21 protein-coding genes are annotated in these 23,880 nt (G+C 56.3%); 16 read left to right on the forward strand and 5 right to left on the reverse strand.

Features of this window, described 5'->3' with window-relative positions; genetic code table 11:
• Positions 1 to 57: 57 nt before the first annotated feature.
• The 3 genes from gdhA to trxA form a co-directional block, all read right to left on the reverse strand.
• The gene (gene gdhA / locus N879_RS00105; protein WP_009455932.1) at positions 58 to 1,398 is read right to left on the reverse strand and encodes an NADP-specific glutamate dehydrogenase; all 1,341 of its coding nucleotides are present in this window, start codon (positions 1,396 to 1,398) and stop codon (positions 58 to 60) included.
• Positions 1,399 to 1,539: 141 nt separating this feature from the next.
• Positions 1,540 to 2,796 carry a transcription termination factor Rho gene (gene rho / locus N879_RS00110; RefSeq protein ID WP_009455931.1) on the reverse strand — a complete coding sequence of 419 codons (1,257 nt, stop codon included), beginning with the start codon at positions 2,794 to 2,796 and terminating at the stop codon, positions 1,540 to 1,542.
• Between the two features lie 69 nt (positions 2,797 to 2,865).
• Positions 2,866 to 3,192 (reverse strand): thioredoxin TrxA, encoded by a 327-nt coding sequence (trxA, locus tag N879_RS00115; RefSeq protein ID WP_009455930.1) that lies wholly within the window; start codon positions 3,190 to 3,192, stop codon positions 2,866 to 2,868.
• Positions 3,193 to 3,425: 233 nt separating this feature from the next.
• Here trxA and N879_RS00120 point away from each other — a divergent pair, with 233 nt between their 5' ends.
• The 9 genes from N879_RS00120 to N879_RS20605 all read left to right on the forward strand — a co-directional run bounded on the left by N879_RS00120 (position 3,426) and on the right by N879_RS20605 (position 15,052).
• Positions 3,426 to 5,387 (forward strand): DNA topoisomerase IV subunit B, encoded by a 1,962-nt coding sequence (locus N879_RS00120; protein WP_031231877.1) that lies wholly within the window; start codon positions 3,426 to 3,428, stop codon positions 5,385 to 5,387.
• 20 nt (positions 5,388 to 5,407) lie between these two features.
• Positions 5,408 to 7,717 (forward strand): DNA topoisomerase IV subunit A, encoded by a 2,310-nt coding sequence (gene parC, locus N879_RS00125; protein WP_009455929.1) that lies wholly within the window; start codon positions 5,408 to 5,410, stop codon positions 7,715 to 7,717.
• Between the two features lie 61 nt (positions 7,718 to 7,778).
• The gene (locus tag N879_RS00130; protein WP_009455928.1) at positions 7,779 to 8,813 is read left to right on the forward strand and encodes a CDP-6-deoxy-delta-3,4-glucoseen reductase; all 1,035 of its coding nucleotides are present in this window, start codon (positions 7,779 to 7,781) and stop codon (positions 8,811 to 8,813) included.
• 37 nt (positions 8,814 to 8,850) lie between these two features.
• Positions 8,851 to 10,104, forward strand: a complete 1,254-nt coding sequence (locus N879_RS00135; RefSeq protein WP_021446472.1) for a D-amino acid dehydrogenase — start codon at positions 8,851 to 8,853, stop codon at positions 10,102 to 10,104.
• A gap of 7 nt (positions 10,105 to 10,111) precedes the next feature.
• Positions 10,112 to 11,425, forward strand: coding sequence for an extracellular solute-binding protein (locus N879_RS00140; protein WP_009455926.1), 1,314 nt, complete (start codon positions 10,112 to 10,114; stop codon positions 11,423 to 11,425).
• A gap of 103 nt (positions 11,426 to 11,528) precedes the next feature.
• A complete protein-coding gene (locus N879_RS00145; protein ID WP_009455925.1) occupies positions 11,529 to 12,518 on the forward strand; it encodes a TcpQ domain-containing protein in 990 nt (329 codons plus the stop codon).
• On the forward strand, positions 12,515 to 13,108 hold the full coding sequence (locus tag N879_RS00150; protein ID WP_009455924.1) for a hypothetical protein: 594 nt from the start codon (positions 12,515 to 12,517) through the stop codon (positions 13,106 to 13,108). The genes N879_RS00145 and N879_RS00150 overlap by 4 nt, the downstream gene beginning before the upstream one ends.
• A gap of 536 nt (positions 13,109 to 13,644) precedes the next feature.
• Entirely contained in the window at positions 13,645 to 14,583 is a 939-nt protein-coding gene (locus N879_RS00155; protein WP_152978298.1) for a hypothetical protein, read from the forward strand.
• On the forward strand, positions 14,549 to 15,052 hold the full coding sequence (locus N879_RS20605; protein ID WP_152978299.1) for a hypothetical protein: 504 nt from the start codon (positions 14,549 to 14,551) through the stop codon (positions 15,050 to 15,052). Before N879_RS00155 ends, N879_RS20605 begins: the two co-directional genes overlap by 35 nt.
• Positions 15,053 to 15,271: 219 nt before the next feature.
• Here the strand turns inward: N879_RS20605 and N879_RS00165 are convergent, their stop codons facing one another.
• Positions 15,272 to 16,504, reverse strand: coding sequence for a urate hydroxylase PuuD (locus tag N879_RS00165; protein WP_009455921.1), 1,233 nt, complete (start codon positions 16,502 to 16,504; stop codon positions 15,272 to 15,274).
• Positions 16,505 to 16,562: 58 nt separating this feature from the next.
• Positions 16,563 to 16,916 carry a hydroxyisourate hydrolase gene (gene uraH, locus N879_RS00170; RefSeq protein WP_009455919.1) on the reverse strand — a complete coding sequence of 118 codons (354 nt, stop codon included), beginning with the start codon at positions 16,914 to 16,916 and terminating at the stop codon, positions 16,563 to 16,565.
• Between the two features lie 232 nt (positions 16,917 to 17,148).
• On the opposite strand from uraH, the gene N879_RS00175 reads away from it, so the two are divergent.
• The 7 genes from N879_RS00175 to trmD all read left to right on the forward strand — a co-directional run bounded on the left by N879_RS00175 (position 17,149) and on the right by trmD (position 23,864).
• On the forward strand, positions 17,149 to 17,877 hold the full coding sequence (locus N879_RS00175) for a GntR family transcriptional regulator (protein ID WP_009455917.1): 729 nt from the start codon (positions 17,149 to 17,151) through the stop codon (positions 17,875 to 17,877).
• Between the two features lie 11 nt (positions 17,878 to 17,888).
• Positions 17,889 to 18,821, forward strand: coding sequence for an allantoinase PuuE (gene puuE / locus N879_RS00180; RefSeq protein ID WP_021446474.1), 933 nt, complete (start codon positions 17,889 to 17,891; stop codon positions 18,819 to 18,821).
• Positions 18,822 to 19,105: 284 nt separating this feature from the next.
• Positions 19,106 to 21,733 carry an alanine--tRNA ligase gene (alaS, locus tag N879_RS00185; RefSeq protein ID WP_009455911.1) on the forward strand — a complete coding sequence of 876 codons (2,628 nt, stop codon included), beginning with the start codon at positions 19,106 to 19,108 and terminating at the stop codon, positions 21,731 to 21,733.
• Positions 21,733 to 21,987 carry a sulfurtransferase TusA family protein gene (locus tag N879_RS00190; protein WP_009455909.1) on the forward strand — a complete coding sequence of 85 codons (255 nt, stop codon included), beginning with the start codon at positions 21,733 to 21,735 and terminating at the stop codon, positions 21,985 to 21,987. The genes alaS and N879_RS00190 overlap by 1 nt, the downstream gene beginning before the upstream one ends.
• 136 nt (positions 21,988 to 22,123) lie before the next feature.
• A complete protein-coding gene (rpsP, locus tag N879_RS00195) occupies positions 22,124 to 22,384 on the forward strand; it encodes a 30S ribosomal protein S16 (RefSeq protein WP_009455906.1) in 261 nt (86 codons plus the stop codon).
• Between the two features lie 33 nt (positions 22,385 to 22,417).
• Positions 22,418 to 23,017, forward strand: a complete 600-nt coding sequence (gene rimM / locus N879_RS00200; RefSeq protein ID WP_009455896.1) for a ribosome maturation factor RimM — start codon at positions 22,418 to 22,420, stop codon at positions 23,015 to 23,017.
• 88 nt (positions 23,018 to 23,105) lie between these two features.
• The gene (trmD, locus tag N879_RS00205; RefSeq protein WP_009455895.1) at positions 23,106 to 23,864 is read left to right on the forward strand and encodes a tRNA (guanosine(37)-N1)-methyltransferase TrmD; all 759 of its coding nucleotides are present in this window, start codon (positions 23,106 to 23,108) and stop codon (positions 23,862 to 23,864) included.
• Positions 23,865 to 23,880 lie beyond the last annotated feature (16 nt).

Below are 23,880 nucleotides of genomic sequence, written 5' to 3' on the forward strand. Positions count from 1 at the left end.
GCATAAAAAAAACCGCCTTGTGGGCGGTTTTTTTGACTACTGAGCAAGGCGCAAAACTTAATAAACGCCTTGATGACGCATGGCATTGGCGACTTTGACAAAGCCGGCAATATTGGCGCCGTTAACGTAGTTGATGAAGTTGCTTTCTTGACCATAGTTCACACAATTTTCGTGGATGTCACGCATGATGGAGTGCAGCTTTGCGTCAACTTGTTCGCGTGTCCAGCTCAAGCGCTGGGCGTTTTGGCTCATTTCCAGACCGGATACGGCAACACCGCCCGCATTGCTGGCTTTGCCTGGGGCATACAGGATCTTGGCGTGGATAAAGGCATCGACTGCATCCAGCGTGCTGGGCATATTGGCACCTTCGGCAACGCAACGTACACCGTTCTTGATCAGGATTTCAGCATCCTTGCCGTCCAGTTCGTTCTGGGTGGCGCAAGGCAGGGCGACATCCACAGGGATATGCCAAGGACGTTTGCCTTGTTCGTACAGCAGGTGATGTTGCTGGGCGTAATCGACCAGACTGCCACGCTGTACATTTTTAACGTGCATCAGGGAAGCCAGTTTTTCACGTGTAAAGCCGTCCATGTCCACCACGCAACCTTGCGAGTCGGAAACGGTAACGACTTTGGCACCCAGATCCAGGCATTTTTCAATGGCGTACTGAGCCACATTGCCCGAGCCGGAAACGGACACTGTCATGCCGTCCAAGGACAGCCCTTTACGTGCCAACATTTCCTGTACGAAATATACGGTGCCATAACCAGTGGCCTCAGGACGAATCAAACTGCCGCCAAAGCACAAATCCTTGCCGGTGAACACACTGGCTGCGCTGTTGGAGAGTTTTTTCATCATGCCGGCCATAAAGCCCACTTCACGCGCGCCCACGCCGATATCACCAGCAGGAACGTCGGTATCGGGGCCCAAGTGACGGTACAGCTCAACGATCAGGGCCTGGCAAAAGCGCATCACTTCGCCATCCGACTTGCCTTTGGGATCAAAGTCCGAGCCGCCTTTGCCGCCGCCCATGGGCAGAGTGGTCAAGGCATTCTTGAAGGTCTGTTCAAATGCCAGAAACTTCAAAATGGACAGGTTCACCGAGGGGTGAAAACGCATGCCGCCCTTGAAAGGACCGATGGCATTGCTGTGTTGAATACGGAAGCCGCGATTGACCTGAACCTGGCCACGATCATCTACCCAGGAAATACGAAACTGGATAGCACGTTCGGGTTCGACCAGACGCTCGAGCAGACCATGATCGGCGTACTGGGGGTTTTTCTCGATGAAGGGCCACAAGCTGGTCATGACTTCCCGAACGGCCTGCATGAATTCAGGCTGGTTGGGGTCGCGGGACTGCACTCTGGCTAGGAACTGTTCTAGAGAGATAGATTTCATTGCAAGCGAACTCTGTTTGCAATACTGAGAACTCGAGTCGAACTCAGCAGATTGAAAGAATGGATGCACGGGAATGCACCCGATCATACGCCCATCGCAAGCAAGCCTCTCGTATAGAGAGGCTTGCGCAGGATGTTCGATTTACTTCTTCATCATGTCGAAGAATTCGGAGTTGGTCTTTGTGGCCCGGATTTTGTCCAGGATAAACTCCATGGCTTCAATTTCATCCATCCCATGGATGAACTTGCGCAGAACCCAGACCTTTTGTAGAAGGTCGGGCTTGATCAGCAACTCTTCACGACGTGTGCCTGATTTGTTCAGGTTGATGGCTGGGTAAATACGTTTCTCGGCCAGACGGCGCTCCAGATGGATTTCGGAGTTGCCGGTACCTTTAAATTCTTCATAGATGACTTCGTCCATGCGGCTGCCGGTTTCAATCAGGGCAGTACCGATGATGGTCAAGGAGCCACCTTCTTCCAGATTACGGGCAGCGCCAAAAAAGCGTTTGGGGCGCTGCAGGGCGTTGGCGTCCACACCACCGGTCAAAACCTTGCCCGAAGCAGGGACCACAGTGTTGTAGGCGCGAGCCAGACGGGTAATGGAATCCAGCAGGATCACCACGTCTTTTTTCAATTCAACCAGGCGTTTGGCCTTTTCAATGACCATCTCGGCCACTTGCACGTGACGTGTGGCGGGTTCGTCAAAGGTGGAGGCCACCACTTCGCCGCGCACCGTGCGCTGCATCTCGGTTACTTCCTCGGGGCGCTCGTCCACCAGCAGGACGATCATGATGGCCTCGGGGTAATTAGTCGTGATGGCGTGAGCCATGTGCTGCATCATCACGGTTTTACCGGATTTGGGGCTGGCCACGATCAGGGCGCGCTGGCCTTTACCAATAGGCGAGAAGATATCCAGGATACGGCCTGTGATGTTCTCTTCGCTTTTGATGTCGCGCTCCAGGCGCATGGGCTGGTCCGGGTGCAGCGGCGTCAGGTTCTCAAACATGATGCGATGTTTGATGGCCTCAGGCTGCATGCCGTTAACCTTGTCAACTTTTACTAGGGCAAAGTAGCGCTCGCCGTCTTTAGGGGTGCGCACTTCACCTTCAATGGAGTCACCCGTGTGCAGATTGAAACGACGTATCTGCGAAGGGGAGATGTAGATATCGTCTGTGCTGGCCAGGTAAGAGGTTTCTGGCGAACGCAGAAAGCCGAAACCATCAGGCAGGACTTCAAGCACCCCGTCGCCGAAAATCTGCTCGCCCTTTTTGGCGTGCTTTTTCATGATGGCGAACATCAGCTCTTGCTTGCGCAAGCGGTTCGCGTTGTCGATTTCCAGAGTGGCAGCCATTTCTAGCAGCTGCGAGACGTGCAGAGCTTTTAATTCGTTCAGGTGCATGGGAGTGGGGAAGGGCTTTCAGCAGCAGACCGCAGGCCAGCGAAGGGCCTGCGTGCGGTTAATCAGAGATTACAGGGAGCTGTCGAGAAACGCGCTAAGTTGGGACTTGGAAAGTGCACCGACTTTAGTTTCGGCCACTTTGCCGTCTTTAAACAGCATGAGCGTTGGAATACCGCGAACACCATATTGAGCTGGGGTGTCGGGATTTTCATCGACGTTGAGCTTAGCGATGATAACACGACCTTGGTACAGTTCGGCTGCCTCATCAAGCAAAGGGGCAATCATTTTACAGGGACCGCACCAGGCAGCCCAGTAATCGACCAGAACGGGGAGGTCGGCGTTAAGGACGTCAGACTCAAAGGAGGCGTCCGTGATGTGTTTAATGGAGTCGCTCATGGCTAGATACAAAAAAAGTGAGAATAACGAAAAACTATACGTGTGGCGTGACCTGAGCACAATGTATTCTACGGCCAATTGCGACGGTCTTGTTGCCAATTTTTGACAGGATACCATTGCGTCTGGTTGATAATGTGCATTCGCTGCGCAACGCGCGCCAATAAAGCGTTTCCCCACTGGCGCCTAACCACTCGTAAAATAGCGTTTTTCTGTACGATCTACCGGGAATCAAGTTGTCTACTACACGTTACGACGAATCTTCTATACGGGTGCTCAAGGGGCTGGAACCGGTCCGTCAGCGCCCGGCCATGTATACCCGCACGGATAATCCCCTGCACATTGTGCAGGAGGTCATCGATAACGCGGCCGACGAAGCCCTGGCTGGTTTTGCCCGCACACTGACTGTCACCTTGCTGGAAGACGGCGGCATACAGGTTGAGGATGACGGGCGCGGTATTCCTGTTGGCTTGCACCCTGAAGAAAATGCGCCGGTGGTGGAACTGGTGTTCACGCGACTGCATGCCGGGGGCAAGTTCGACAAGCTCAATGGCGGTGCCTACGCCTTTTCCGGCGGTTTGCACGGGGTGGGTGTGTCGGTGACCAACGCCTTGTCTCGTCGCCTGGAAGTGCTGGTCTGGCGCGATGGCCAGGCCAACGAGATTGTGTTTGCCGACGGGGAGCTGGAGCAGCCCCTGACCCAAACGGGCACGGTGGCCAAGCGCAAGACGGGTACCCGTGTGCGGGTCTGGCCCGATGCCAAATATTTTGATTCCGCCCAGATTCCCCTGGCCCAACTGACTCATATCCTGCATAGCAAGGCCGTCCTGCTGGAAGGCGTGACGGTGGAACTGGTGCAGCAAAAAACCGGCCAGCGCCAGCAGTGGCGCTACGAGGACGGTTTGCGCGGCTACCTGCAGGAGGAAATGGAAGGGGTGGAGCTGCTGGTTCCTCTCTTTGAGGGCCGCCAGTACGCCCCGCAAGATGACGATAATTTCTCCGCCGGCGAAGGTGCGCACTGGGTGGTGGCCTGGGCGCTGGACTCCAATATTGTGCGTGAGTCCTATGTCAACCTGATCCCAACCCCAGCGGGGGGAACACACGAATCGGGCTTGCGCGATGGCTTGTATCAAGCCGTGCGCAGTTTTGCCGAACTGCATAGCCTGATTCCCAAAGGCGTCAAGCTGCAGGCCGAGGACGTATTTGCCCGTGCCAGCTTCGTGCTCTCGGCCAAAGTGCTGGACCCGCAGTTTCAAGGGCAGATCAAGGAAAAGCTCAATAGCCGTGACGCCGTGCGTCTGGTCAGTGGCTATGTGCGCAATGCGCTGGAACTGCATCTGCATGCCAATGTGGATCAGGGTCGCAAATTGGCTGAAGTGGCGGTGCGTCAGGCTCAGGCCCGTACCCGTTCGGCGCAGAAAGTGGAGAAACGCAAGAGCTCGGGCGTGGCCGTGTTGCCCGGCAAGCTGACGGATTGCGAATCACACGATCTGGAAAGTTCGGAACTGTTTCTGGTCGAGGGTGACTCGGCTGGCGGTTCGGCCAAGATGGGCCGTGACAAGGAATTTCAGGCTATCTTGCCCCTGCGCGGCAAGGTTCTGAACGCTTGGGAGGTCGATAAGGACCGCTTGTTCGCTAACCAGGAAATTCACGATATTTCCGTGGCGATCGGCGTGGACCCGCACGACGCCCAGTCCGAGCCGGATCTGTCCGGTTTGCGTTATGGCCGTATCTGTATCCTGTCTGATGCGGACGTGGACGGCTCGCACATTCAGGTGCTGTTGTTGACGCTGTTCTTCCGTCACTTCCCCAAACTGATCGAGGCGGGCCACGTGTATGTGGCGCGTCCCCCCTTGTTCCGTGTAGACGTGCCTGCCGCTGGCAAACGCCCGGCCCGCAAGATCTACTGTCTGGATCAGGGCGAGCTGGACGCCATTCTGGAAAAACTGCGCAACGAAGGTATACGTAACGAGTCCTGGAGCATCAGCCGTTTTAAAGGTCTGGGTGAAATGAGTGCGGAGCAGCTGTGGGATACCACCATGAATCCGGACACCCGCCGTTTGCTGCCTGTGCATTGGGGGGAGGATGGCCTGAGCGATACACAAGCCATGTTCACCATGCTGATGGGCAAGGGTGAGGCCTCGGCCCGCCGAGCCTGGTTGGAAGAAAAAGGCAATTTGGCCGATCTGGACGTCTGAGCCCGACTTAAGAGTTATTTATGGATAGCAATCAATTGGATTTTGAACCGGCGGGATCGGACGATAGCATCACGCTGGCGACTTACGCGGAACAGGCTTATCTGGATTACGCCGTTTCAGTGGTACGTGGACGTGCCTTGCCCGATCTGACCGATGGCCAGAAGCCGGTACAACGCCGCATTTTGTACGCGATGGATGCCATGGGTCTGGGCCCGACGGCCAAGCCCGTGAAATCGGCCCGTGTGGTGGGGGATGTGCTGGGTAAATATCACCCGCACGGTGACCAGGCGGCCTATGACGCCATGGTGCGTATGGCGCAGGATTTTGTGCTGCGTTATCCGCTGGTAGACGGGCAGGGCAACTTTGGCTCGCGCGACGGCGACAATGCCGCCGCCATGCGTTACACGGAAGCACGTTTGACACCGTTCTCGCGTCTGCTGCTGGACGAGCTGGACGAAGGCACAGTGGACTTCATCCCCAACTACGATGGCAGCCAGAAAGAGCCGGTGACTTTGCCTGCACGCCTGCCCATCATGCTGCTTAACGGCGCATCGGGGATTGCCGTCGGGATGGCGACCGAGATTCCTTCGCACAACCTGCGCGAAGTGGCCCAGGCTTGCGTCAGCCTGTTGCGCAACCCGAATTTGAGCGATCAGGAAATCCATGAGATCGTCCCCGGCCCGGACTTTGCCGGTGGTGGTCAGATCATTTCCGCTGCTGACGATATTGCGGCGGTGTACGCCCAAGGCCGTGGTTCCATCAAGGCTCGTGCCCGTTGGGTATTCGAGGAAATGGCCCGTGGCCAATGGCAATTGGTCGTCACAGAATTGCCGCCCGGCAGCTCCTCCCAGCAGATTCTGGAAGAGATTGAAGAGCGCACCAACCCCAAGGTCAAGGCTGGCAAGAAATCGCTGAGCACCGAGCAACAGCAAACCAAAGCCTTGATGCTGAACATGCTTGATGCCGTGCGTGACGAGTCGGGTAAGCAGGCTGCGGTGCGCCTGGTCTTTGAACCCAAATCCCGCGCGATTGATCGGGACGAGTTTGTGACCACCTTGCTGGCGCAGACCAGTCTGGAGCGCAACGTCTCCATCAACCTGGTATGTATTGATACGGATGGCCGTCCCGGTCAGCGTTCCTTGCGCCAGGTCTTGCTGAACTGGCTGGAATTCCGCCGTCACACGATGGAGCGTCGTACTCGCTACCGTCTGGATAAGGTCACCGACCGTATTCATGTGCTGCAAGGGCGCATGGTGGTGTACCTGAATGTGGATGAAGTCATCCAAACTATTCGTGAATCCGACGAGCCGCGTGCCGCCCTGATGGAGCGCTTTGATCTGAGCGAGCGTCAGGCCGACGATATTCTGGAAATGCGCTTGCGTCAGTTGGCGCGTCTGGAAGGCTTCAAGATCGAGAAAGAGCTGAAAGAGCGTCTGGACGAGCAGGAGTCTTTGCAAAAGCTGCTGGATGATCCCAAAGCCTTGAAGCGTCTGATGATTCGTGAGATTGAAGCAGACGTTAAAACCTATGGTGATGACCGTCGTACCCTGATTGAAGCGGCCGAGCGCGCTGTGCTGGAAACCAAGGTGGTTGACGAGCCGGTTACCGTGATTGTGTCGCGCAAAGGCTGGCTGCGTTCACGCCAGGGCCATGGCCATGACGCCTCGCAATTCAGCTTCAAGACTGGCGATGGCTTGCGCGATGCGCTGGAGTGTCGCAGTACCACGGACCTGGTCGCCATCGGCACCGATGGCCGGGTCTATACTGTTCCGGTCTCCAGTTTGCCTTCAGCGCGTGGCGATGGTCAGCCCATTACCTCCATGATTGAAGTCAGCCCCAGTGCGCCCATTGAGCATATTCTGGGGGCGCCTTTGGATCAGAACTACTTGCTGGCTGCCTGCGACGGTTACGGTTTTGTGGCTTCTCAGGGCGACATGAATACACGGCAGAAAGCGGGCAAGCAGTTTGTCACCGTCGAGGATGGCAAAAAGCTGCTCAAGCCCTTGGCCTTGCGCCCGGATGATCAGTACGTGGGCCTGCTCAGCGAGCAGGGACGTTTCCTGGTGGTGGACATCAAGGAGTTGAAAGTGCTGTCCAAAGGGGGGCGTGGCACGGTGCTGATCAAACTGAACGAGGGCGATACGCTCAGTCAATGGGTTGCCTTTGGTGAGGCGGGTCTGGCCGTCAGCGGAGTGAACCGCAAGCGTCTGTCGACCATTGTGATGGATCTGGACATGCTGGCCAATTATCTGGGCAAGCGGGCAGGCAAGGGCAAGGCCCTGTCGCTCAAATTGAACGACCCTGTGCTGCATCGGCCTGAAGAGTCCTGAATTTATATAGCCGCCGGAGGCTGGCCCTCCGCCTGATCGATTTCTTTTTTGAGTGTTGGATATGAGTTTCAAAGTCACGGTTCAGCCCAGCGGGCACAGTTTTGACGTACAGCCCGGACAGTCTGTGCTGGATGGCGCGCTGAATGCAGGCATTGTCTTGCCCTATAGCTGCCGCAATGGCACCTGTTCGTCTTGCCGTGGCAAGGTTATTGAAGGTGAATACGATGCAGGCCGTGCGCCCGAGCAATTGCTGAGCGAAGAGGATCGCGCTGCAGGCTACACCCTGTTTTGTCAGGCCAAGCCCAGCAGCGACATGTTGATCGAATCGCACGAAATTCGCATGGCGACTGATATCCAGATTCGTAAAATGCCGTCGCGCGTGGTGGGTCTGGAAAAAGTACGTGATGATGTGATGGTGGTGCGTCTGCAAATGCCATCGTCCGAGCCATTCCGATACTACCCCGGCCAATATTTGGAATTCATCCTGAAAGACGGCAGCCGTCGTAGCTATTCCATGGCGACGCCACCACGGGAAGACAATCAGGTGGAATTGCATATCCGTCACATGCCCGGTGGTGTGTTTACCGACCACGTGTTCGGTGCCGGTGCTACGGCCATGAAAGAGCGCGAGATTCTGCGCGTGGAAGCACCTTTGGGTTCTTTCTTCCTGCGCGAAGATAGCGCGGCTCCTATGGTTTTCCTGGCCAGCGGTACAGGTTTTGCTCCGATCAAGGCCTTGATCGAGCGCCTGATTCAAACCGGCAGCCAGCGCGAAGTCGCCCTGTACTGGGGCGGGCGTCGACCCAAGGATCTGTACCAGTCCGAACTGGCCGAGAAATGGGCCAGTGAACTGCCTAACTTGCGTTTCATTCCGGTGATTTCCGACGCTCAGCCTGAAGATGGCTGGACAGGTCGTACGGGCTTTGTGCATCAGGCGGTACTGGCTGATTTGCCGGATTTGTCGGCCTGGCAGGTGTACGCCTGTGGCGCGCCGGGCATGGTTGAAGCGGCCCGCAAGGATTTTGTGGAGCAGGCTCAACTGAATCCGGACAATTATTTTGCAGATGCCTTTACGTCGCTGGCAGACGTCAAGTAAGCGTCTTGATCAATAGCTCAACAAGCGGACAGTACACATGAAAGTAGCAGTTCTGGGCAGCGGCATTATTGGGGTATCAACTGCCTGGTGGCTCAGCCAGCAAGGTTGTGAGGTGGTGGTCGTGGATCGGGGAACCGGTCCCGCGCAGGAAACCTCGCGTGCCAATGGCGGGCAAATCTCGGTCTCGTATGCCGAGCCCTGGGCCAACCCGAAAATGCCGCTCAAACTGCTGAAATGGTTGTTGCAGGACGATGCTCCCTTGTTGTTCCGTCCGCGTCTGGACCTGCGCCAGTGGCGCTGGTGCCTGTCTTTCTTGCGAGAGTGCCTGCCGGGGCGGGTTGCGCCCAATGTGCGCGCGCTGGTGGCCATGGCGGAATACAGCCGCAGCACGCTCAAGCAATTGCGTCCCAGCCTGGATTTTGATTATCGCCATCAGGAAAAAGGCATCATTACGTTTTACCGGGATGCCCAAAGCCTGGACGACTCCCAGCAAATGGCCGACGTCATGCGAGATATGGGAGTGGACCGCCGCATCATGAGCGTGGACGAACTGGTGCAGCTGGAGCCTGCCCTGGCATCAGCGCGCGGCCAGATCGTGGGTGGCGACTACACCAAAGACGATGAGTCGGGCGATGCCAATCAATTCACCTGCGGTTTGGCGGCCATGGCCAGGCGAGCCGGAGTGGAGTTTCGCTTTTCTACTCAAATCACCCGTTTGCTGACGGCCAAGGGCCGAGTGGTGGGGGTCGAGGTTATAGGCGCGGATGGTGCGTACGACTCCATACAGGCAGACGCCTTCGTGGTGGCCATGGGCAGTTTCAGCCCTACCGTCCTGCAGCCGCTGGGAATTTCCTGCCCCGTTTATCCGGCCAAAGGCTATTCGGCCACCTTCCCGGTGCTGGTCCCCGAGGGCGCGCCTACTGTCAGCCTGACAGATAAAGATCACAAACTGGTTTTTTCCCGCCTGGGCGATAGCCTGCGGGTTGCTGGAACGGCCGAATTGTCGGGCTATACGCGTAGCTTGAACCCCGCCCGCTGTCAGGCTTTGTTAACGCATGTGGCTGATCTGTTCCCAAGCGCATTGGATTTTGATAATGTTCATTTCTGGTCAGGACTGCGTCCTGCCACAGCATCAAATGTCCCACTGATAGGCCGATCCTCCATTCCCAACCTGTACCTGAATACCGGGCATGGCACCTTGGGGTGGACCATGGGCATAGGCTCTGGCCGAGCCTTGGCGGACCTGGTCATGGGGCACAAACCCGAACCTGAATTTCCTTTTTTATCTTGAAGGATGTATGAAAAATCTACGCGGATTACTGTTGAAACGTGGTGTTATGGCTTTGGCGATGGCAGCGGGTGGCTCAGCCGCTTTGCTGTTCGGGTCGACCGCCCTGGCAGCCGTTGATATTCAGGTCTGGACCGCTTTGAACTCGCACAATCAGGACGAGTTCGAACGCTTGGTTCGGGATTTCAATCGTAGCCAGAGCGACGTCAAGGTGTCGGTCAAGGCGCATGACACAGAAGCCTCTTTGGAGCAGGTCATGCAAGCGGGCAAGGATTTGCCCAATCTGGTGCAGTTAGGCGAGATGTCCGGCCTGGACGAGGTCGCCGACCGCTCCTACATCATGCCCATGCACACCTTGCTGGCTCGGGAAAAAATGGACAATGTGTCCTGGTTCCTGGCCTCGAATTCCTTTGTGCGCAATGGCCGTGGCCAATTGCAAGGCTTCCCCTACATGGCCGAAATTCCGGTCATGTACTACAACCTGGAAGCGTTTGATAAAGCCAAGATCGAGCCTCCCGTGCCCAGCCGCGTCTGGCTGGACTTGCAAGCTCAACTGGTTGATCTGGCCAATAAAGGCTCGCGCCGTTGTCCTTTGACCTCCGACCAGTCTGTCTCCATCAACCTGGAAAACCTGGCAGCGGTTAATAACCAGATTTACGGTCTGGCACCCGGCCCCAAGGTTAAAGGCAAAGTAGGCTTTGATTTTGACGTGATGTATATCCGTCACTTGTCCATGATGATCAGCTGGGTGAAATCCGAGCTGATGGTCAAACCCGGCACCTTGCCCGAGTCGCCCCAGCGTTTTGCCAAGGGTGAATGTGCAGTCATGTTCTCCAACTCCGGCCATATCGGTGAGTACAGCGACACGCGCGGCCTGAAGTACGCTGTGACTGGTCTGCCTTACTACCCTGAAGTCACCCAAACCCCCGGCAAGCCTTTTGTGACCGGCTCGGCGCTGTGGGCGGTGAAAGGCCATAATGCTGAACAGAACCAGGCCTCGGCCCGCTTCATCAGCTGGTTGGCCCAGCCAGAGAATGCCGCTCGCTGGTATCAGAAAACAGGCTTTTTGCCTGTAAGCCGTGAAGCCTTTAACGCGACGGGTAGCGACTACTACAAGGACAAGGGCGACTGGATGCACCTGGTGGGCGCCTACAGCAGCGGTACATCGGGTACAGCCAAGGGCAACTTCCGTAACTACCGCCAGATTCGCGCCGTGTTCAACCAGAGCCTGGAAAGCGCGCTGGACGGTCAGCAACCTGCCATGACGGCCTTGCGTACCGCCGCCACGGAAGCCAACCGACTGGTGGCTCAGAAAGGACGCTGATTTATCTGTGCGTACAAGCCGATCTAGCGGCTTGAGCGAGCATCCTTGAAGATAAACCCCATGCCCTTGACGGGACATGGGGTTTTTTCTTTGGGTGCTCGCAATGCGTTTTCTTGTCCGTTTCTGCGTCTTGCTGATGTGTGGCCTGGGGTTGTCTGCCTGTCAGACCAGTCAGGGGCCTGATGGCCTGTTGGCTGATCCGGGAACACGCGTCTTTAACTTCGATTGGCGCTTGTCTGGCGACCCTCAAGTCGGCCCTATGCAGGTGTTTGATAACGGCAGGCGTATCTGGCTGCATTTTGCACCGGAGCAGATGCTGCCAGCGGTGTTGGGGCGCAGGAATGGACAGGAAACGCTGCTGTCTTTGAAGCCCTTGGGGCAGTTTCAAGTGATTGAAGGCCTGTGGACGGAGTTGATATTTCGGGCCGGACGAGCACAGGCGCAGGCTAGTTTAGGGCGCAAGAGTGCCCATGCTGAGGGTGCTGCAACACTTGGCGTAGAGGCATCGGATGCCTTGCCACAGGACCGTAGTCAACAGAAGGATCAGCAGCAAGCCCGAGCCAGTCTCTCCCAGCGTAGTGATTCTTCGCCAAGCCATTTCCCCCTAAGTCGTTCTGATATCCGCTCTTCCGAGCAAAGTAGTCTGTTTTCTGGAAAGCCTGCGCCAGATTGGATGGCGGCTCAAGTGAAGGAGGGCGAGCCTGCTCCCGGGAACGTGTTGCAGACACAAGCCTTTCAAGCCCGTTCAGAGTTGCTGCCAGTCTCAGCTCCTGGTGTGGATGCACAGTCCATTGCAGAGCCTGTTTTTGAACTGCGAATCAAGGATAGAACCTTGAGGCAGGCATTAGTCCGATGGGCTAAGCAAGCGCAATGGGTTTTTGCACCTGAGCATTGGACTTTGGAGGTTGATTTCCCTATCAAGGCGGCGGCTCGCTTTGAGGGGGACTTTGAGACTGCTGTGGCTCAGTTGTTGGCGGCTGCCCAACTGAATGCTCATCCTTTGCAGGCCTGTTTTTACTCAAATCAGGTGCTCAGGATTCTGGCTTGGCCGCAAGCCTGTGATCCCAGCGCTTCGCCCGAGGGACAGTCATGAATTATCTCTGTCTCTTGTTTTTGCCGCTGATAGCGGCTTGCAGCTTGCAAACAGCAGGGCAGCATGTTGATCAGGCATGGCTGGATGATGCCGTGGTGTTGGATGGCAACAGTCCATCCTCCGTGGCCCATGCTCAGTCTGTCGACAAGCCCTGGTTGCTGGGGGCGGCGGTGCCTTTACGAAAACCGGCTGCCTTGCCAGCGGCATTGCGCTCCAGACAAACCTTCAGTTTTTCTTTGGAAGCGCCTTTGCCCGATCTGGATGAGCTGGCGCGTCGTTTGTCTTTATTGTCTGATCTGAGCGTTTTCATTAGCCCGCAGGCTCGTTTGCCTTTAACGCATTTCCCGCCACGAACCGCTGGGCAGGAGGGGTCGGAATCGGCTCGGCAGGGAGGTCTGATTTTTGAACAACTGCGTTTGTCAGCCTTGTTGGATCAGGTTGCAGCGGTATATGGCCTGAAGTGGCGTTATCAGGCAGGCCGTATTGAGCTGTATCGCGATGAGAGTTCTCAGGCTTTGGGGCAGCAGTCTGGATTGCGACAAGTAGACGGGTCAGGGACAGGGGACTTAATTGGTCGAGGTGTGAAATGAGTTCTGCCTTGCCTGAGCGGGAGTACTGGTTTGGGTTGCAGTGGGTGGATGCCAGGGACGGTATGCGGCGGACTCAAAATCGTCGAATGAAGAGATCGTATTGGACTTGCTTGATGGGAGTGAAAGGGGGGCTGAGAGAACAGGCACGTAAGCAAACGGAAAGGCAAATAGAAGAACTACAACAAGTACAGGAAAAGACTGATGAGGATGTAGCAGGACAAAGAGCAGGGCAAACAGCAGGACGAACAGCAGGGCAGGCAATGGCTTGGGTTCCAAGTTGTTGGCTGAACAGCCGGAGGCCCCAATCTGTCTTGCGCTTGGCCCAGAATGGGCCTTCAAGAGCCAGACTAACGCGAGTTCAGGCTTATTCTGCGGCTGCTTGTATGGCTGCCCACCACCCTCAGGACGCAGTTTTTCTTTTATGGACGGTGGCTCCTGGCCGTTTGTGGTTTCTGGTGCTTGAACATGGTCAGGTGATGGAAGGTAGCGATTGCCTCCTGGCTCAGATCGGGCAAGTGCAGACCTTACGGCGGGCCATGCAGGCGCGTTATCCCTCCATACGCGAACTGCGGCAACCTGATGATTTATGGGTTTGTCTGGAGCAAGGCAGAAGACCGCAGGGCCGCATGCAGCGCCAGCCTGTCAGGCATGCTAGGTGGTGTGAAAAGATCCCGCTCCGTCTGGCGCTTTTGTCTTTGTTGGTGATGGCTGCGCTTGGGGGCATGTCGTCCCTTGATCTGCGGAGGCACTTGGTTGCGAATGTGCCTGATTGGGAGCAAAGCCTAGCCCAGGAAGAACTTGGTTTGACCAGTATTCAGGCCGTGTTGAGCTTGATTGAGGAGCTTCCTGCTCAGGGGGCAGACTGGCAATTGCAGCAGGTGGATTGTCGCCGTCAGGCCGGCTTGTGGGAGTGCAGGGCACATTACGGGTTTGAGGGTGTGCAAAGTTTTAGTGCGGCCATGAATAGCCAGATTCGTGAGCCGAATGTGCTGGAGTTCACCGGCTTGGGGCAGGGGGCTTTGAGTATCCGGCGCGGGTATCAGACATGGATTCCTCAGTTCTTGGAAACGAAAGATCAGACGCGAATGCCAACTGCGGCATCTCCAGGTTTGCATGCCAAGCTGGCGGCCGTGCAGCCTGCGTTTATGCGCTTGTCATTGAGCCCTGCTCAGTGGGTTGAATCCTCCGCCGAAAATGAGCAAACAAGGGCAGGCGTGTGGCGCCGCTCCTGGCTCAGTCAATCGCCCCTGCGTTCGGTGTATTTACTGGCGGCCCAGCTTCCTGAACTGCACTGGGAGCGTATGAGCTTGTCATTGAATTCGCGGTCTTACCCCTCGCTGCTGGGCAGCGCTTTTATCGTGGAGCTGGAAGGCTATGTTTATGAATCTGCGCAGCGGGATCTGGCTGATCAAGATCTGGCCGATTATATGCAGACCCCTTTTGAGCATTCTGTTTGGTCTGACGCTGATGTTTAGTGCACCGGCTTGGGCGATGGAAACCATGGCGACGATAGTAAGGGAGATGCTGTTGCTGGAAGCCGAACAGGCGCGGCAGAACATGTCGTCCTGCTTGAGGACACCACAGGAGCAAGAGAGGGCAAGTCAGCCTGATGTGGCCAAGATCAAATCCAGTAAGCCCACCCCTGCATTGAAGCTGAAAGCGATCTATGGAAAAGACACCCAGTTGCTAGCTGAAGTGCAGCATGAGCAGCGTCTGCTCTTGTTTCAGCAAGGACAGCTTTGGCCGATAGGGCGTGAGCGCGATCGGTCCATGCGCCTCTTGTCTTTGAGTAGTCGCTGTATTGAGCTTGAAATAGGGCAAACCCAGGCTCAAGCTGCGCAACCGCAACCGCAACCGCAACCGCAACCGCAACCGCAACCGCAACCGCAACCTGAACTGCAATCCATCAAACTATGTTTGCCTTCCGGGCAGGGCCAAGTGTGACAGGACTTCTGCGATCCGCAGAAGCCCAGGCTTACTGCTTTGCAGGTTTTACGCCTGACTGTTCTTGAATCAGCAAGGCCGTGGGTTCGTGCAGCAGCAGACCAGACAGGCGGCTTCATAGACCCGAAGCAAGAAAAAACCCCGACATGATTTTCATCATATCGGGGTTGGAAGTTACTACGGAGCTTGTCGCTCGTCAGGCTTGAGCCTTGTTCTGCATTAGTCGCGGGTACCGCTCCAAGCGGCAATGGCGGCACGCTCTTCGTCGGTCATTTGCGTCATGTTACCCAAGGGCATGTACTTGGAGTGCACTACGGTCTTGACCTGTTCGGCGTGCAGTACCGTGTTGTCGATGGTATCGAGCAACATGCCGGCAGGGGCAGCCGTAAAGCCGAAGTCGGCATTGGGCTTGACCGCGTGACACTGAACACATCGTGCGTCCATGATTTCCTGGACACGGGCAACACTGATTGTTTCCGCACCGTTGGCAGCTTCAGGTGCACTGGCAACTTCACCCTTCAAGCTGGCAGGAGCCGCCAGGTAACCCACGATCAGCAGCAGCACAACACCGGCAGCCGGGTAGGCAGGCTTTTTGATGCCAGCGTGCATCAGCACGAAGTATTGACGGATCAGGGCACCGGCAAAGATGAACAGCACCATGATGATCCACGCATTGGGGTTGTTATACGTGAACGAGTAGTGGTTGCTCAGCATCAGCAGCAGGACAGGCAGCGTGAAGTAGGTATTGTGTACCGAACGCTGTTTGCCGCGCTTGCCATCCAGAGGGTTGGGCGCCTGACCGGCTTTCAGTGCCTTGACCATGCGGCGCTGGCCGGGAATGATCCAGAAGAACACGTTGGCCGACATGCTGGTGGCCATGACAGCACCGGTCAGCAGGAAAGCAGCACGACCCGAGAAGATGTGGGCGCTCAGGTAAGCCACGACCACCATCATGATGGCTACTGCCACGCTTAGCAGGCCGTCGCGGTTCATGTTGGGGCTGATCAGGCGGCACAGGCCGTTATAGACCACCCAGCCCAGTACCAGGAAGGCAATGGCCATCACGTTGGCCTGAGTGCCTGTCATTTGAGCCGCCCATTCCCAGGGACTGTTGGGGTTGACCAGATAGAACTCGGGCTTGGTCAGGTAGAGCAGGGCGAACAGGAAGAAGCCGGACAACCAGGTGGTGTAGGACTTCCAGAAAGACCAGTGCAGGTCATCAGGCAGTTCAGCCGGGTTGGTCAGGTATTTCTGGTTGTGATAGAAGCCGCCGCCGTGGACAGCCCACATCTCGCCAAACACACCGCGTTTCTTGCTTTCTTCGCCTTTGGGCGGTTTCAGGCCATTGTCCAGCATCACAAAGTAGATGGACTCGCCGATCCAGGCGACAGCCGCAATCACGTGCAACCAGCGCAACAGCAGGTTGCCGTACTCAAGTAGGTAAGCGTACATAAAGATCTCGTATCAGAGTGGTTTCGTATAGAAGCGAAAAGTCGACTTGGATACGCGATCAGCTGCCGCGATAGGTAGACCAGGACCAGGGGGTCACGACCAGAGGTACGTGGTAATTGGCATTGGCATCAGCGATACCAAAGCGAATGCCGACCTGATCCACAAAGCGTGGCTCGGGCAGAGCCACACCGCTGGCGGCAAAGTAGTCACCTGCATGGAACACCAGTTCAAAAACGCCCGTGTGCATGGCCTCGCCTTGCAGCAGGGGCTCATCACAGCGACCGTCGCTGTTGGTGTGAGTGGTTTTGATCAGAGTGCGTTGATCGTTTTCGATGGAATAAAGATCGACGCGCACGCCGCTGGCTGGGCGCCCTTGAGTCGTGTCAAGGACATGGGTTGATAGCTTTCCCATAAATGTCTCCGGTTTATGGTGATCAAAAAAGGTCCAGCGAGCCCAGTTTTGAGAACCGGCCGGGGGCCAACGGTGCAAGGATCAGTGCGCTGGGTTGAGGCCCCGAAACTGTCGCTCTGTTTGAGGAATCAGATTGTCGACAATTTATGTTGACGATTTTGTCGGGGTACCGAATAATTGTCAATAGTCAATAACGAGAAATTCTATGCTTCAGATACGGCGGCAAGAGGGGATGAGCAGTGAATCCCAAGCGCCCAGCGCCTCCTCGCTGCTAGAGGGAGGCATGGCAGATAGCGAGGTCGGGCGTGTTTATAGCCAGATCTTTGATGCGGTCGTTGACCGTCGTCTTTTGCCTGGAACCAAACTGACGGAAGCCACGCTGTGCACGATTTTCGAGTGCTCGCGGGCGACCGTTCGTGCGGCGCTGGCTGCCCTCGAACACGACAAGATTGTGGTCATTGAACCCAATCGGGGTGCTTTTGTTTGGAAGCCGACGGCCAAGCAAACACGGGACGTGTTTGAACTGCGGCGTGATCTGGAAGCCTTGATTCTGCAAAAACTGATCAGCTACCCGGATCTGCCGGAGCGTCTGGCTGGCCTGTATGACATGGTGGAGCGTGAACAACACGCCTTTGAACATGGCGACCGCATCAGCTGGTTGCGCCTGTCCAATGCGTTTCACGTGATGCTGGCGCGCTGCGCTGGCAATGATGAGCTGACCGAGTTGATGCACACCTTGTGCGCCCGCACCACGCTCATCATTGCGTATCACGATACACCGGGCGAACAGGCGTGCTCGTTTTACGAGCACAAAGAGATTTTGGACAAGCTTAGTCAGGGCGATGCCGAAGGCGCGCATCTGGCTATGCATCATCACTTAAGTGATTGTGAACATCGCATGAGCGAAGCGGGTGATGGCAATGCTGCCGATCCTTGGCTGGCCCTCAGCGTAAAACGCTAAACGGAGACGGTATGTCCTTGAGTAAGTACCCTCGTGACCTGGTCGGTTACGGTAAAAACGTGCCTCATGCACAATGGCCTGATCGGGCGCGCATCGCGGTGCAGTTTGTCTTGAACTATGAAGAAGGCGGCGAGAACTGCGTTCTGCACGGTGACCCGGGCTCCGAGCAGTTCCTGTCCGAAATTATTGGTGCGGCCGCTTACCCGGACCGTCACCTGTCCATGGAATCCATTTACGAATACGGCTCGCGTGCCGGTGTCTGGCGGATTCTGAAAGAGTTTGAGAAACGCGGCTTGCCCATGACCATTTTCGGTGTGGGTATGGCGCTGGAGCGTCATCCTGAGCTGGCACAGGAGTTTGTACGCCTGGGCCATGAAATCGCGTGCCACGGTTACCGCTGGATTCACTACCAGAACGTGTCCGAAGAGGTGGAGCGCGAGCATATGCGCCAGTGCGTGAAAGTGCTGACGGACTTGCTGGGCCACCATCCCGAAGGCTGGTACACCGGCCGTGACAGCCCCAACACCTTGCGTCTGGTGGCAGAAGAAGGCCAGTTCCTGTACAGCTCCGATTACTACGGTGATGATCTGCCGTTCTGGACCGAGGTTCAACTCAGTGACAATACGGTCAAGCCGCAATTGATCGTGCCTTACACCCTGGATAGCAATGACATGCGCTTTGCGGCTCCTCAGGGCTTTAACACCGGCGATCATTTCTTCTCCTACCTGAAAGACGCGTTTGACGTGCTCTACGAAGAAGGTGAAGAAGCCCCCAAGATGTTGTCCATCGGTTTGCATTGCCGTCTGATTGGCCGTCCTGGCCGCTTCCGTGCCTTGCAGCGCTTCCTGGATTACGTGCAATCGCACGAGCGTGTCTGGGTTTGCCGTCGTGTGGATATTGCTCGTCATTGGGCCGAGCATCATCCCTATCAGCCCAAGGCCTGATCGAGGCAGGGCCAGGGTTCATGCCTCCTGGCCCGTCAGGACGACATCCTGAATATGAGCAGGGTGCCTTCACATTCCGACTCGCCAGGGTCGGAATTGTTGTTTCTGCCCGCTGAAAACAGTACTATTTGACGCTTACGCAGCCGCTCGTACAGGGAGTGTGGCGTCCTGGCTTCTCACTGCTTTGCCGGGGCGGCAGGTGTTGTGCCAGCGCAGCGCGCGCATGGGCTGCAAGGCTGATCGTCTTATAATAGGCAGTTAAATTTTCCATCGCGTTGCATGTAATGAAAACCTCAGAAATTCGTCAGAAGTTTCTTTCTTTTTTTGAATCCAAGGGACATCACATCGTCTCCTCGGCTTCGCTGGTACCAGGCAATGACCCGACCTTGCTGTTCACTAACGCAGGGATGGTGCAGTTCAAAGATGTGTTCACGGGCAAGGAAACCCGACCCTACAACCGTGCAACCAGCTCTCAGCGCTGTGTTCGTGCCGGTGGCAAGCACAATGACCTGGAAAATGTGGGCTACACCGCCCGCCACCACACCTTTTTTGAAATGCTGGGCAACTTCAGCTTTGGCGACTACTTCAAGCAAGACGCCATTCGCTATGCCTGGGAGCTGCTGACGACGGTTTACAAGCTGCCTGCAGAGAAACTCTGGGTCACCGTCTATCAAGAAGACGATGAGGCCTACGATATCTGGGCTTCGGAAATTGGTGTGCCCAAAGAGCGCATCATCCGCATCGGCGATAAGGGTGGCGTACGCTACAACTCGGACAACTTCTGGCAGATGGCCGATACCGGCCCCTGTGGTCCTTGTTCGGAAATCTTCTACGATCACGGCGCTGACGTTTGGGGTGGCCCTCCCGGATCGCCTGAAGAAGACGGCGACCGCTATATCGAAGTATGGAATCTGGTGTTCATGCAGTTCGAGCGTTCCGCCGACGGCACCATGACGCCGCTGCCCAAGCCTTGTGTGGACACCGGCATGGGCCTGGAGCGTATTTCGGCTGTGCTGCAGCACGTGCATTCCAACTACGAAATCGACCTGTTCCAATCCCTGATTCAGGCCGCCGCACGCGAAACCAAGACCAGCGACTTGAGCAACAATTCGCTCAAGGTGATTGCTGACCACATCCGTGCTTGCAGCTTCCTGATTATTGACGGGGTGATCCCCAGCAATGAAGGCCGTGGCTATGTGTTGCGCCGCATTATTCGCCGCGCCTTGCGTCACGGTCACAAGCTGGGTCAGAAGGGCTTGTTCTTCTACCGTTTGGTACAGGATCTGGGTCTGACCATGGGCGAAGCCTACCCCGAGCTGATTAGCCAGCGCGAGCGTATCGAACAAGTGCTGCGCCAGGAAGAAGAGCGTTTCAGCGAAACGCTGGAAAATGGCATGCGCATTCTGGAAGGCGCTTTGGCCAACCTGCCGGAGAATGCCAAGCTGGATGGCCAGACGCTGTTCACCTTGTATGACACCTACGGTTTCCCCGTGGACTTGACCGCCGACATCTGCCGCGAACGTGGCATTGAGGTCGATCTGGACGGTTTTGAAGTTGCCATGGAAAACCAGCGTCAGATGGCACGCGCTTCGGGCAAGTTCAAAACAGCCGAAGGCCTGAGCTACTCCGGCGTGCAAACCCGCTTTGATGGTTACACCACCCTGGAAGGCAGCGGCACGGTTACCGCCTTGTATGTGGATGGCACCTCTGTGCAGTCCGTGGCCCAAGGCCAGCAAGCGGTGGTGGTTCTGGATGCCACCCCTTTCTACGCCGAATCCGGTGGTCAGGTGGGGGATGCCGGTATCTTGAGCGATGCCAAGGGCCTGTCCTTTGAAGTGCAAGATACTCAAAAGATTTCCAATCAGGTTTTCGGCCACCAAGGTGTGCTGAACGCAGGCACGCTGACAGTGGGCCAGACCGTTCAAGCCCAGGTGGATACCGAGCGTCGTGAGCGCGTGATCCGTAATCACTCGGCCACGCACTTGATGCACAAGGCCTTGCGTCAGGTGCTGGGCGGTCATGTGCAGCAACGTGGTTCCCTGGTGGACGCCGAAAAGACCCGTTTTGACTTTGCTCACGATGCCGCCATGACGGCCGAGCAAATTGCTCAGGTCGAAGCCATTGTGAATGAGCAGGTTCTGACTAACCAGGCCGTGCAAGCCCAGCTGATGTCCTTTGACGACGCTGTCAGCGGTGGTGCCATGGCTTTGTTTGGCGAAAAGTACGGCGATGAAGTGCGCGTACTGGATATCGGCTTCTCGCGCGAGCTGTGCGGCGGTACTCACGTTCAACGCACGGGCGATATTGGCCTGTTCAAGATTGTCTCGGAAGGCGGTGTAGCCGCTGGCGTGCGCCGTGTCGAGGCCATCACGGGCACCAACAGCCTGCATTGGGTACAAGCGCAGGAACGCTTGTTGAACGACGCTTCTGCCAGTCTGCGTACGCAGCCAGAGGGTCTGGTTGCCCGTATCAGCGCCTTGCAAGGTCAGATCAAGGATCTGGAGCGCGAGCGCGAACAAATGCAATCCAAGCTGGCTGCTTCGGCAGGCCAGGATCTGCTGGCTCAGGCTGTCCCGTTGAATGACAGCAGCCGCTTGCTGGTTGCCACGTTGCAAGGCGTGGAAGCCAAAGCCTTGCGCGAAATGGCGGATCAGTTGAAGAACAAGCTGCAGTCTGCCGTGATCCTGCTGTCTATCGTGGCAGACGGCAAAGTCAGCCTGGTGGCTGGTGTGACGCCTGATCTGACTTCCAAGGTGAAGGCGGGTGATCTGGTGGGCTTTGTGGCCTCGCAAATGGGCGGGAAGGGCGGTGGTCGTCCTGACATGGCCATGGGCGGCGGTACCGATGCCAGCGTTCTGCCGCAGGCCAATGCCTCGGTGCAGGCCTGGGTTCAAAGTAAATTGGGTGCCTAATGACGATGTCCGAGACCGGCGCATTGCCCAACAGCGATCTGCAGGTTGATGCAAGTGGGCTGAAATGCCCCTTGCCCATCTTGCGTGCCAAGAAAGCCTTGGCACAGCTGGAATCCGGGCAAGTGTTGCAGGTCATCACGACCGATCAGCACGCCATTCAAGATTTTCAGGCTTTTTGTCGCCAAACTGGCAACGAACTGTTGGCTCAAGACCAGCAAGCCGAAAAAACTCTGCATTTTTTACGCCGTCGTTGAGCCGACGGCGGTAGAATACTGCTTTGTCTGTTGCGTATCTAGCACTGAATCTGCTATCTTAGCGTGTTACTTTTGGCATGCTTGCCAGAATAGTGCTAGAATTTTTTGTTTACCTTACACAATAAAGGGATTATCAATGGTGGTAATTCGCTTGGCCCGTGGTGGCTCCAAAAAGCGTCCTTTTTACAACGTAGTAGCCGCCGAGGCGAGCCAACGCCGTGATGGTCGCTTCATCGAACGTCTGGGTTTCTACAACCCCGTTGCTGGCGAAGGTCATGAAAACCTGCGTCTGCAAATGGACCGCGTTAAGCACTTCACCGACAACGGTGCTCAGGTTTCGCCTGCTGTGGCTCGCCTGTTGAAAGAATACTCGGCTAAGGTTGCTTCGGCTGCCTAAGTTGATTCACCTGTTTTTTTAGTAGCGTTTAGTGTGAAGCAATCTGCGATTCCTGCTGACCTTGTTGAGCTCGGTCGTATTGTTTCCGCTTATGGTGTGCGTGGTTGGGTCAAGATCCAGCCGCATTCCATGCAAACCAAGGCGCTGCTGAATGCAAAGACATGGTGGTTAAAAACGCCCCGGCCTGAATCTCAGGCGGGCGTTTTTGCGTCTGTGTCACCCAGACAGATACAAACCGCAAAGCAGCATGGTGCAACCATCGTGGCGCAGTTTGAGGGTCTGGATAATCGAGAGCTGGCTCAAGCTCTCAAGGGGCATACCGTTTGGGTATCCCGTGCCGCTTTCCCCAAAGCGGACGAAGACGAATTTTATTGGGTCGATCTGATCGGCTGCCGCTTCTTTGGCGAGCAGGACGGCCAGGCTGAAAGCCTGGGCGAAGTGGTGGAAGTGCTGGATAACGGCGCGCATGCCATTTTGGTCGTGCATCGCGGCTTCTGGGATGCCGAAGGTGTTTTTACTCCTGTAAAGGACGAACAGGGCAGGCCGCTTGAAGAGCTGGTTCCCTTTGTGCAAGCCATTGTGCATACGGTGGATATGTCCGCCCGCGAGCTGCACAGCCACTGGGCGATTTGATCGTTTCAATCCTGCGCACCTGCATGGCTCTGGCCTGACTGGTCGAGCCTTGTAAAGCGTATCCGCTTTTTTCTCTTGCCGAGTCCTCATGCGATTTGATGCCCTGACCCTGTTCCCGGACATGTTTGATGTGGTCAGCGAGGCTGGGGTTACCGGCCGTGCGCACAAACAGGGCATCTGGCAGATGCGGACCTGGAACCCGCGCGACTACACCACTGACGTGCACCGTACCGTAGACGATCGTCCTTACGGCGGTGGCCCAGGCATGGTCATGCTGGCTGACCCCTTGAATGATGCCCTGGATCAGGCTTTGGCTGATCGTGGCGATAGCCCGGAAGTGATTTTGCTAAGTCCCACAGGGCGACGCTTTGACCAGGCTGTGGCTCAGGAACTGGCTCAAGGTCCCGGTGCGGTTCTGGTTTGCGGTCGCTATGAAGGTATCGATCAACGCTTTATTGATGCGCGCGTCACCCAGGAACTGTCTTTGGGGGACTTTGTGCTGTCTGGCGGCGAAATTGCCTCGCTGGCGATTATTGATAGCGTGATTCGGCTTTTGCCCGGCGTGTTGAATGACGCTGACTCGGCTCGTCAGGACTCTTTCCATGCCGACAATAGCGGCTTGCTGGATAGCCCGCATTACACGCGTCCCGAGGTATACCGCGATCAGGCGGTGCCCGACGTGTTGATGTCTGGTCATCATGGTCGTATCCAGGTATGGCGGCGTGAGCAATCCCTGCGTTTGACAGCCTTGCGGCGGCCCGAGTTGATTGAGCAGGCCCGTCAGCGTGGCGAACTTAGCAAGGCAGACGAGCGCTTTTTGGCATCTTTGGCTTCCTTGAGCGAATAGCTTTGTTTAAAGCGTT

This window comes from Alcaligenes sp. EGD-AK7, assembly GCF_000465875.3.
GTDB lineage: Bacteria > Pseudomonadota > Gammaproteobacteria > Burkholderiales > Burkholderiaceae_B > Alcaligenes > Alcaligenes phenolicus.

Bases quoted from the DNA above. Each gene is read 5' to 3' on its own strand.
- N879_RS00150 (WP_009455924.1), top strand. From the start codon at position 12,515: ATGAATTATCTCTGTCTCTTGTTTTTGCCGCTGATAGCGGCTTGCAGC.
- N879_RS00175 (WP_009455917.1), top strand. From the start codon at position 17,149: ATGAGCAGTGAATCCCAAGCGCCCAGCGCCTCCTCGCTGCTAGAGGGA.
- N879_RS00165 (WP_009455921.1), bottom strand. From the start codon at position 16,504: ATGTACGCTTACCTACTTGAGTACGGCAACCTGCTGTTGCGCTGGTTG.
- parC (WP_009455929.1), top strand. From the start codon at position 5,408: ATGGATAGCAATCAATTGGATTTTGAACCGGCGGGATCGGACGATAGC.
- N879_RS00130 (WP_009455928.1), top strand. From the start codon at position 7,779: ATGAGTTTCAAAGTCACGGTTCAGCCCAGCGGGCACAGTTTTGACGTA.
- N879_RS00145 (WP_009455925.1), top strand. From the start codon at position 11,529: ATGCGTTTTCTTGTCCGTTTCTGCGTCTTGCTGATGTGTGGCCTGGGG.
- N879_RS00155 (WP_152978298.1), top strand. From the start codon at position 13,645: ATGCAGGCGCGTTATCCCTCCATACGCGAACTGCGGCAACCTGATGAT.
- gdhA (WP_009455932.1), bottom strand. From the start codon at position 1,398: ATGAAATCTATCTCTCTAGAACAGTTCCTAGCCAGAGTGCAGTCCCGC.
- rpsP (WP_009455906.1), top strand. From the start codon at position 22,124: ATGGTGGTAATTCGCTTGGCCCGTGGTGGCTCCAAAAAGCGTCCTTTT.
- uraH (WP_009455919.1), bottom strand. From the start codon at position 16,916: ATGGGAAAGCTATCAACCCATGTCCTTGACACGACTCAAGGGCGCCCA.
- trmD (WP_009455895.1), top strand. From the start codon at position 23,106: ATGCGATTTGATGCCCTGACCCTGTTCCCGGACATGTTTGATGTGGTC.
- puuE (WP_021446474.1), top strand. From the start codon at position 17,889: ATGTCCTTGAGTAAGTACCCTCGTGACCTGGTCGGTTACGGTAAAAAC.
- trxA (WP_009455930.1), bottom strand. From the start codon at position 3,192: ATGAGCGACTCCATTAAACACATCACGGACGCCTCCTTTGAGTCTGAC.
- N879_RS00190 (WP_009455909.1), top strand. From the start codon at position 21,733: ATGACGATGTCCGAGACCGGCGCATTGCCCAACAGCGATCTGCAGGTT.
- rho (WP_009455931.1), bottom strand. From the start codon at position 2,796: ATGCACCTGAACGAATTAAAAGCTCTGCACGTCTCGCAGCTGCTAGAA.
- N879_RS00140 (WP_009455926.1), top strand. From the start codon at position 10,112: ATGAAAAATCTACGCGGATTACTGTTGAAACGTGGTGTTATGGCTTTG.
- alaS (WP_009455911.1), top strand. From the start codon at position 19,106: ATGAAAACCTCAGAAATTCGTCAGAAGTTTCTTTCTTTTTTTGAATCC.
- N879_RS00135 (WP_021446472.1), top strand. From the start codon at position 8,851: ATGAAAGTAGCAGTTCTGGGCAGCGGCATTATTGGGGTATCAACTGCC.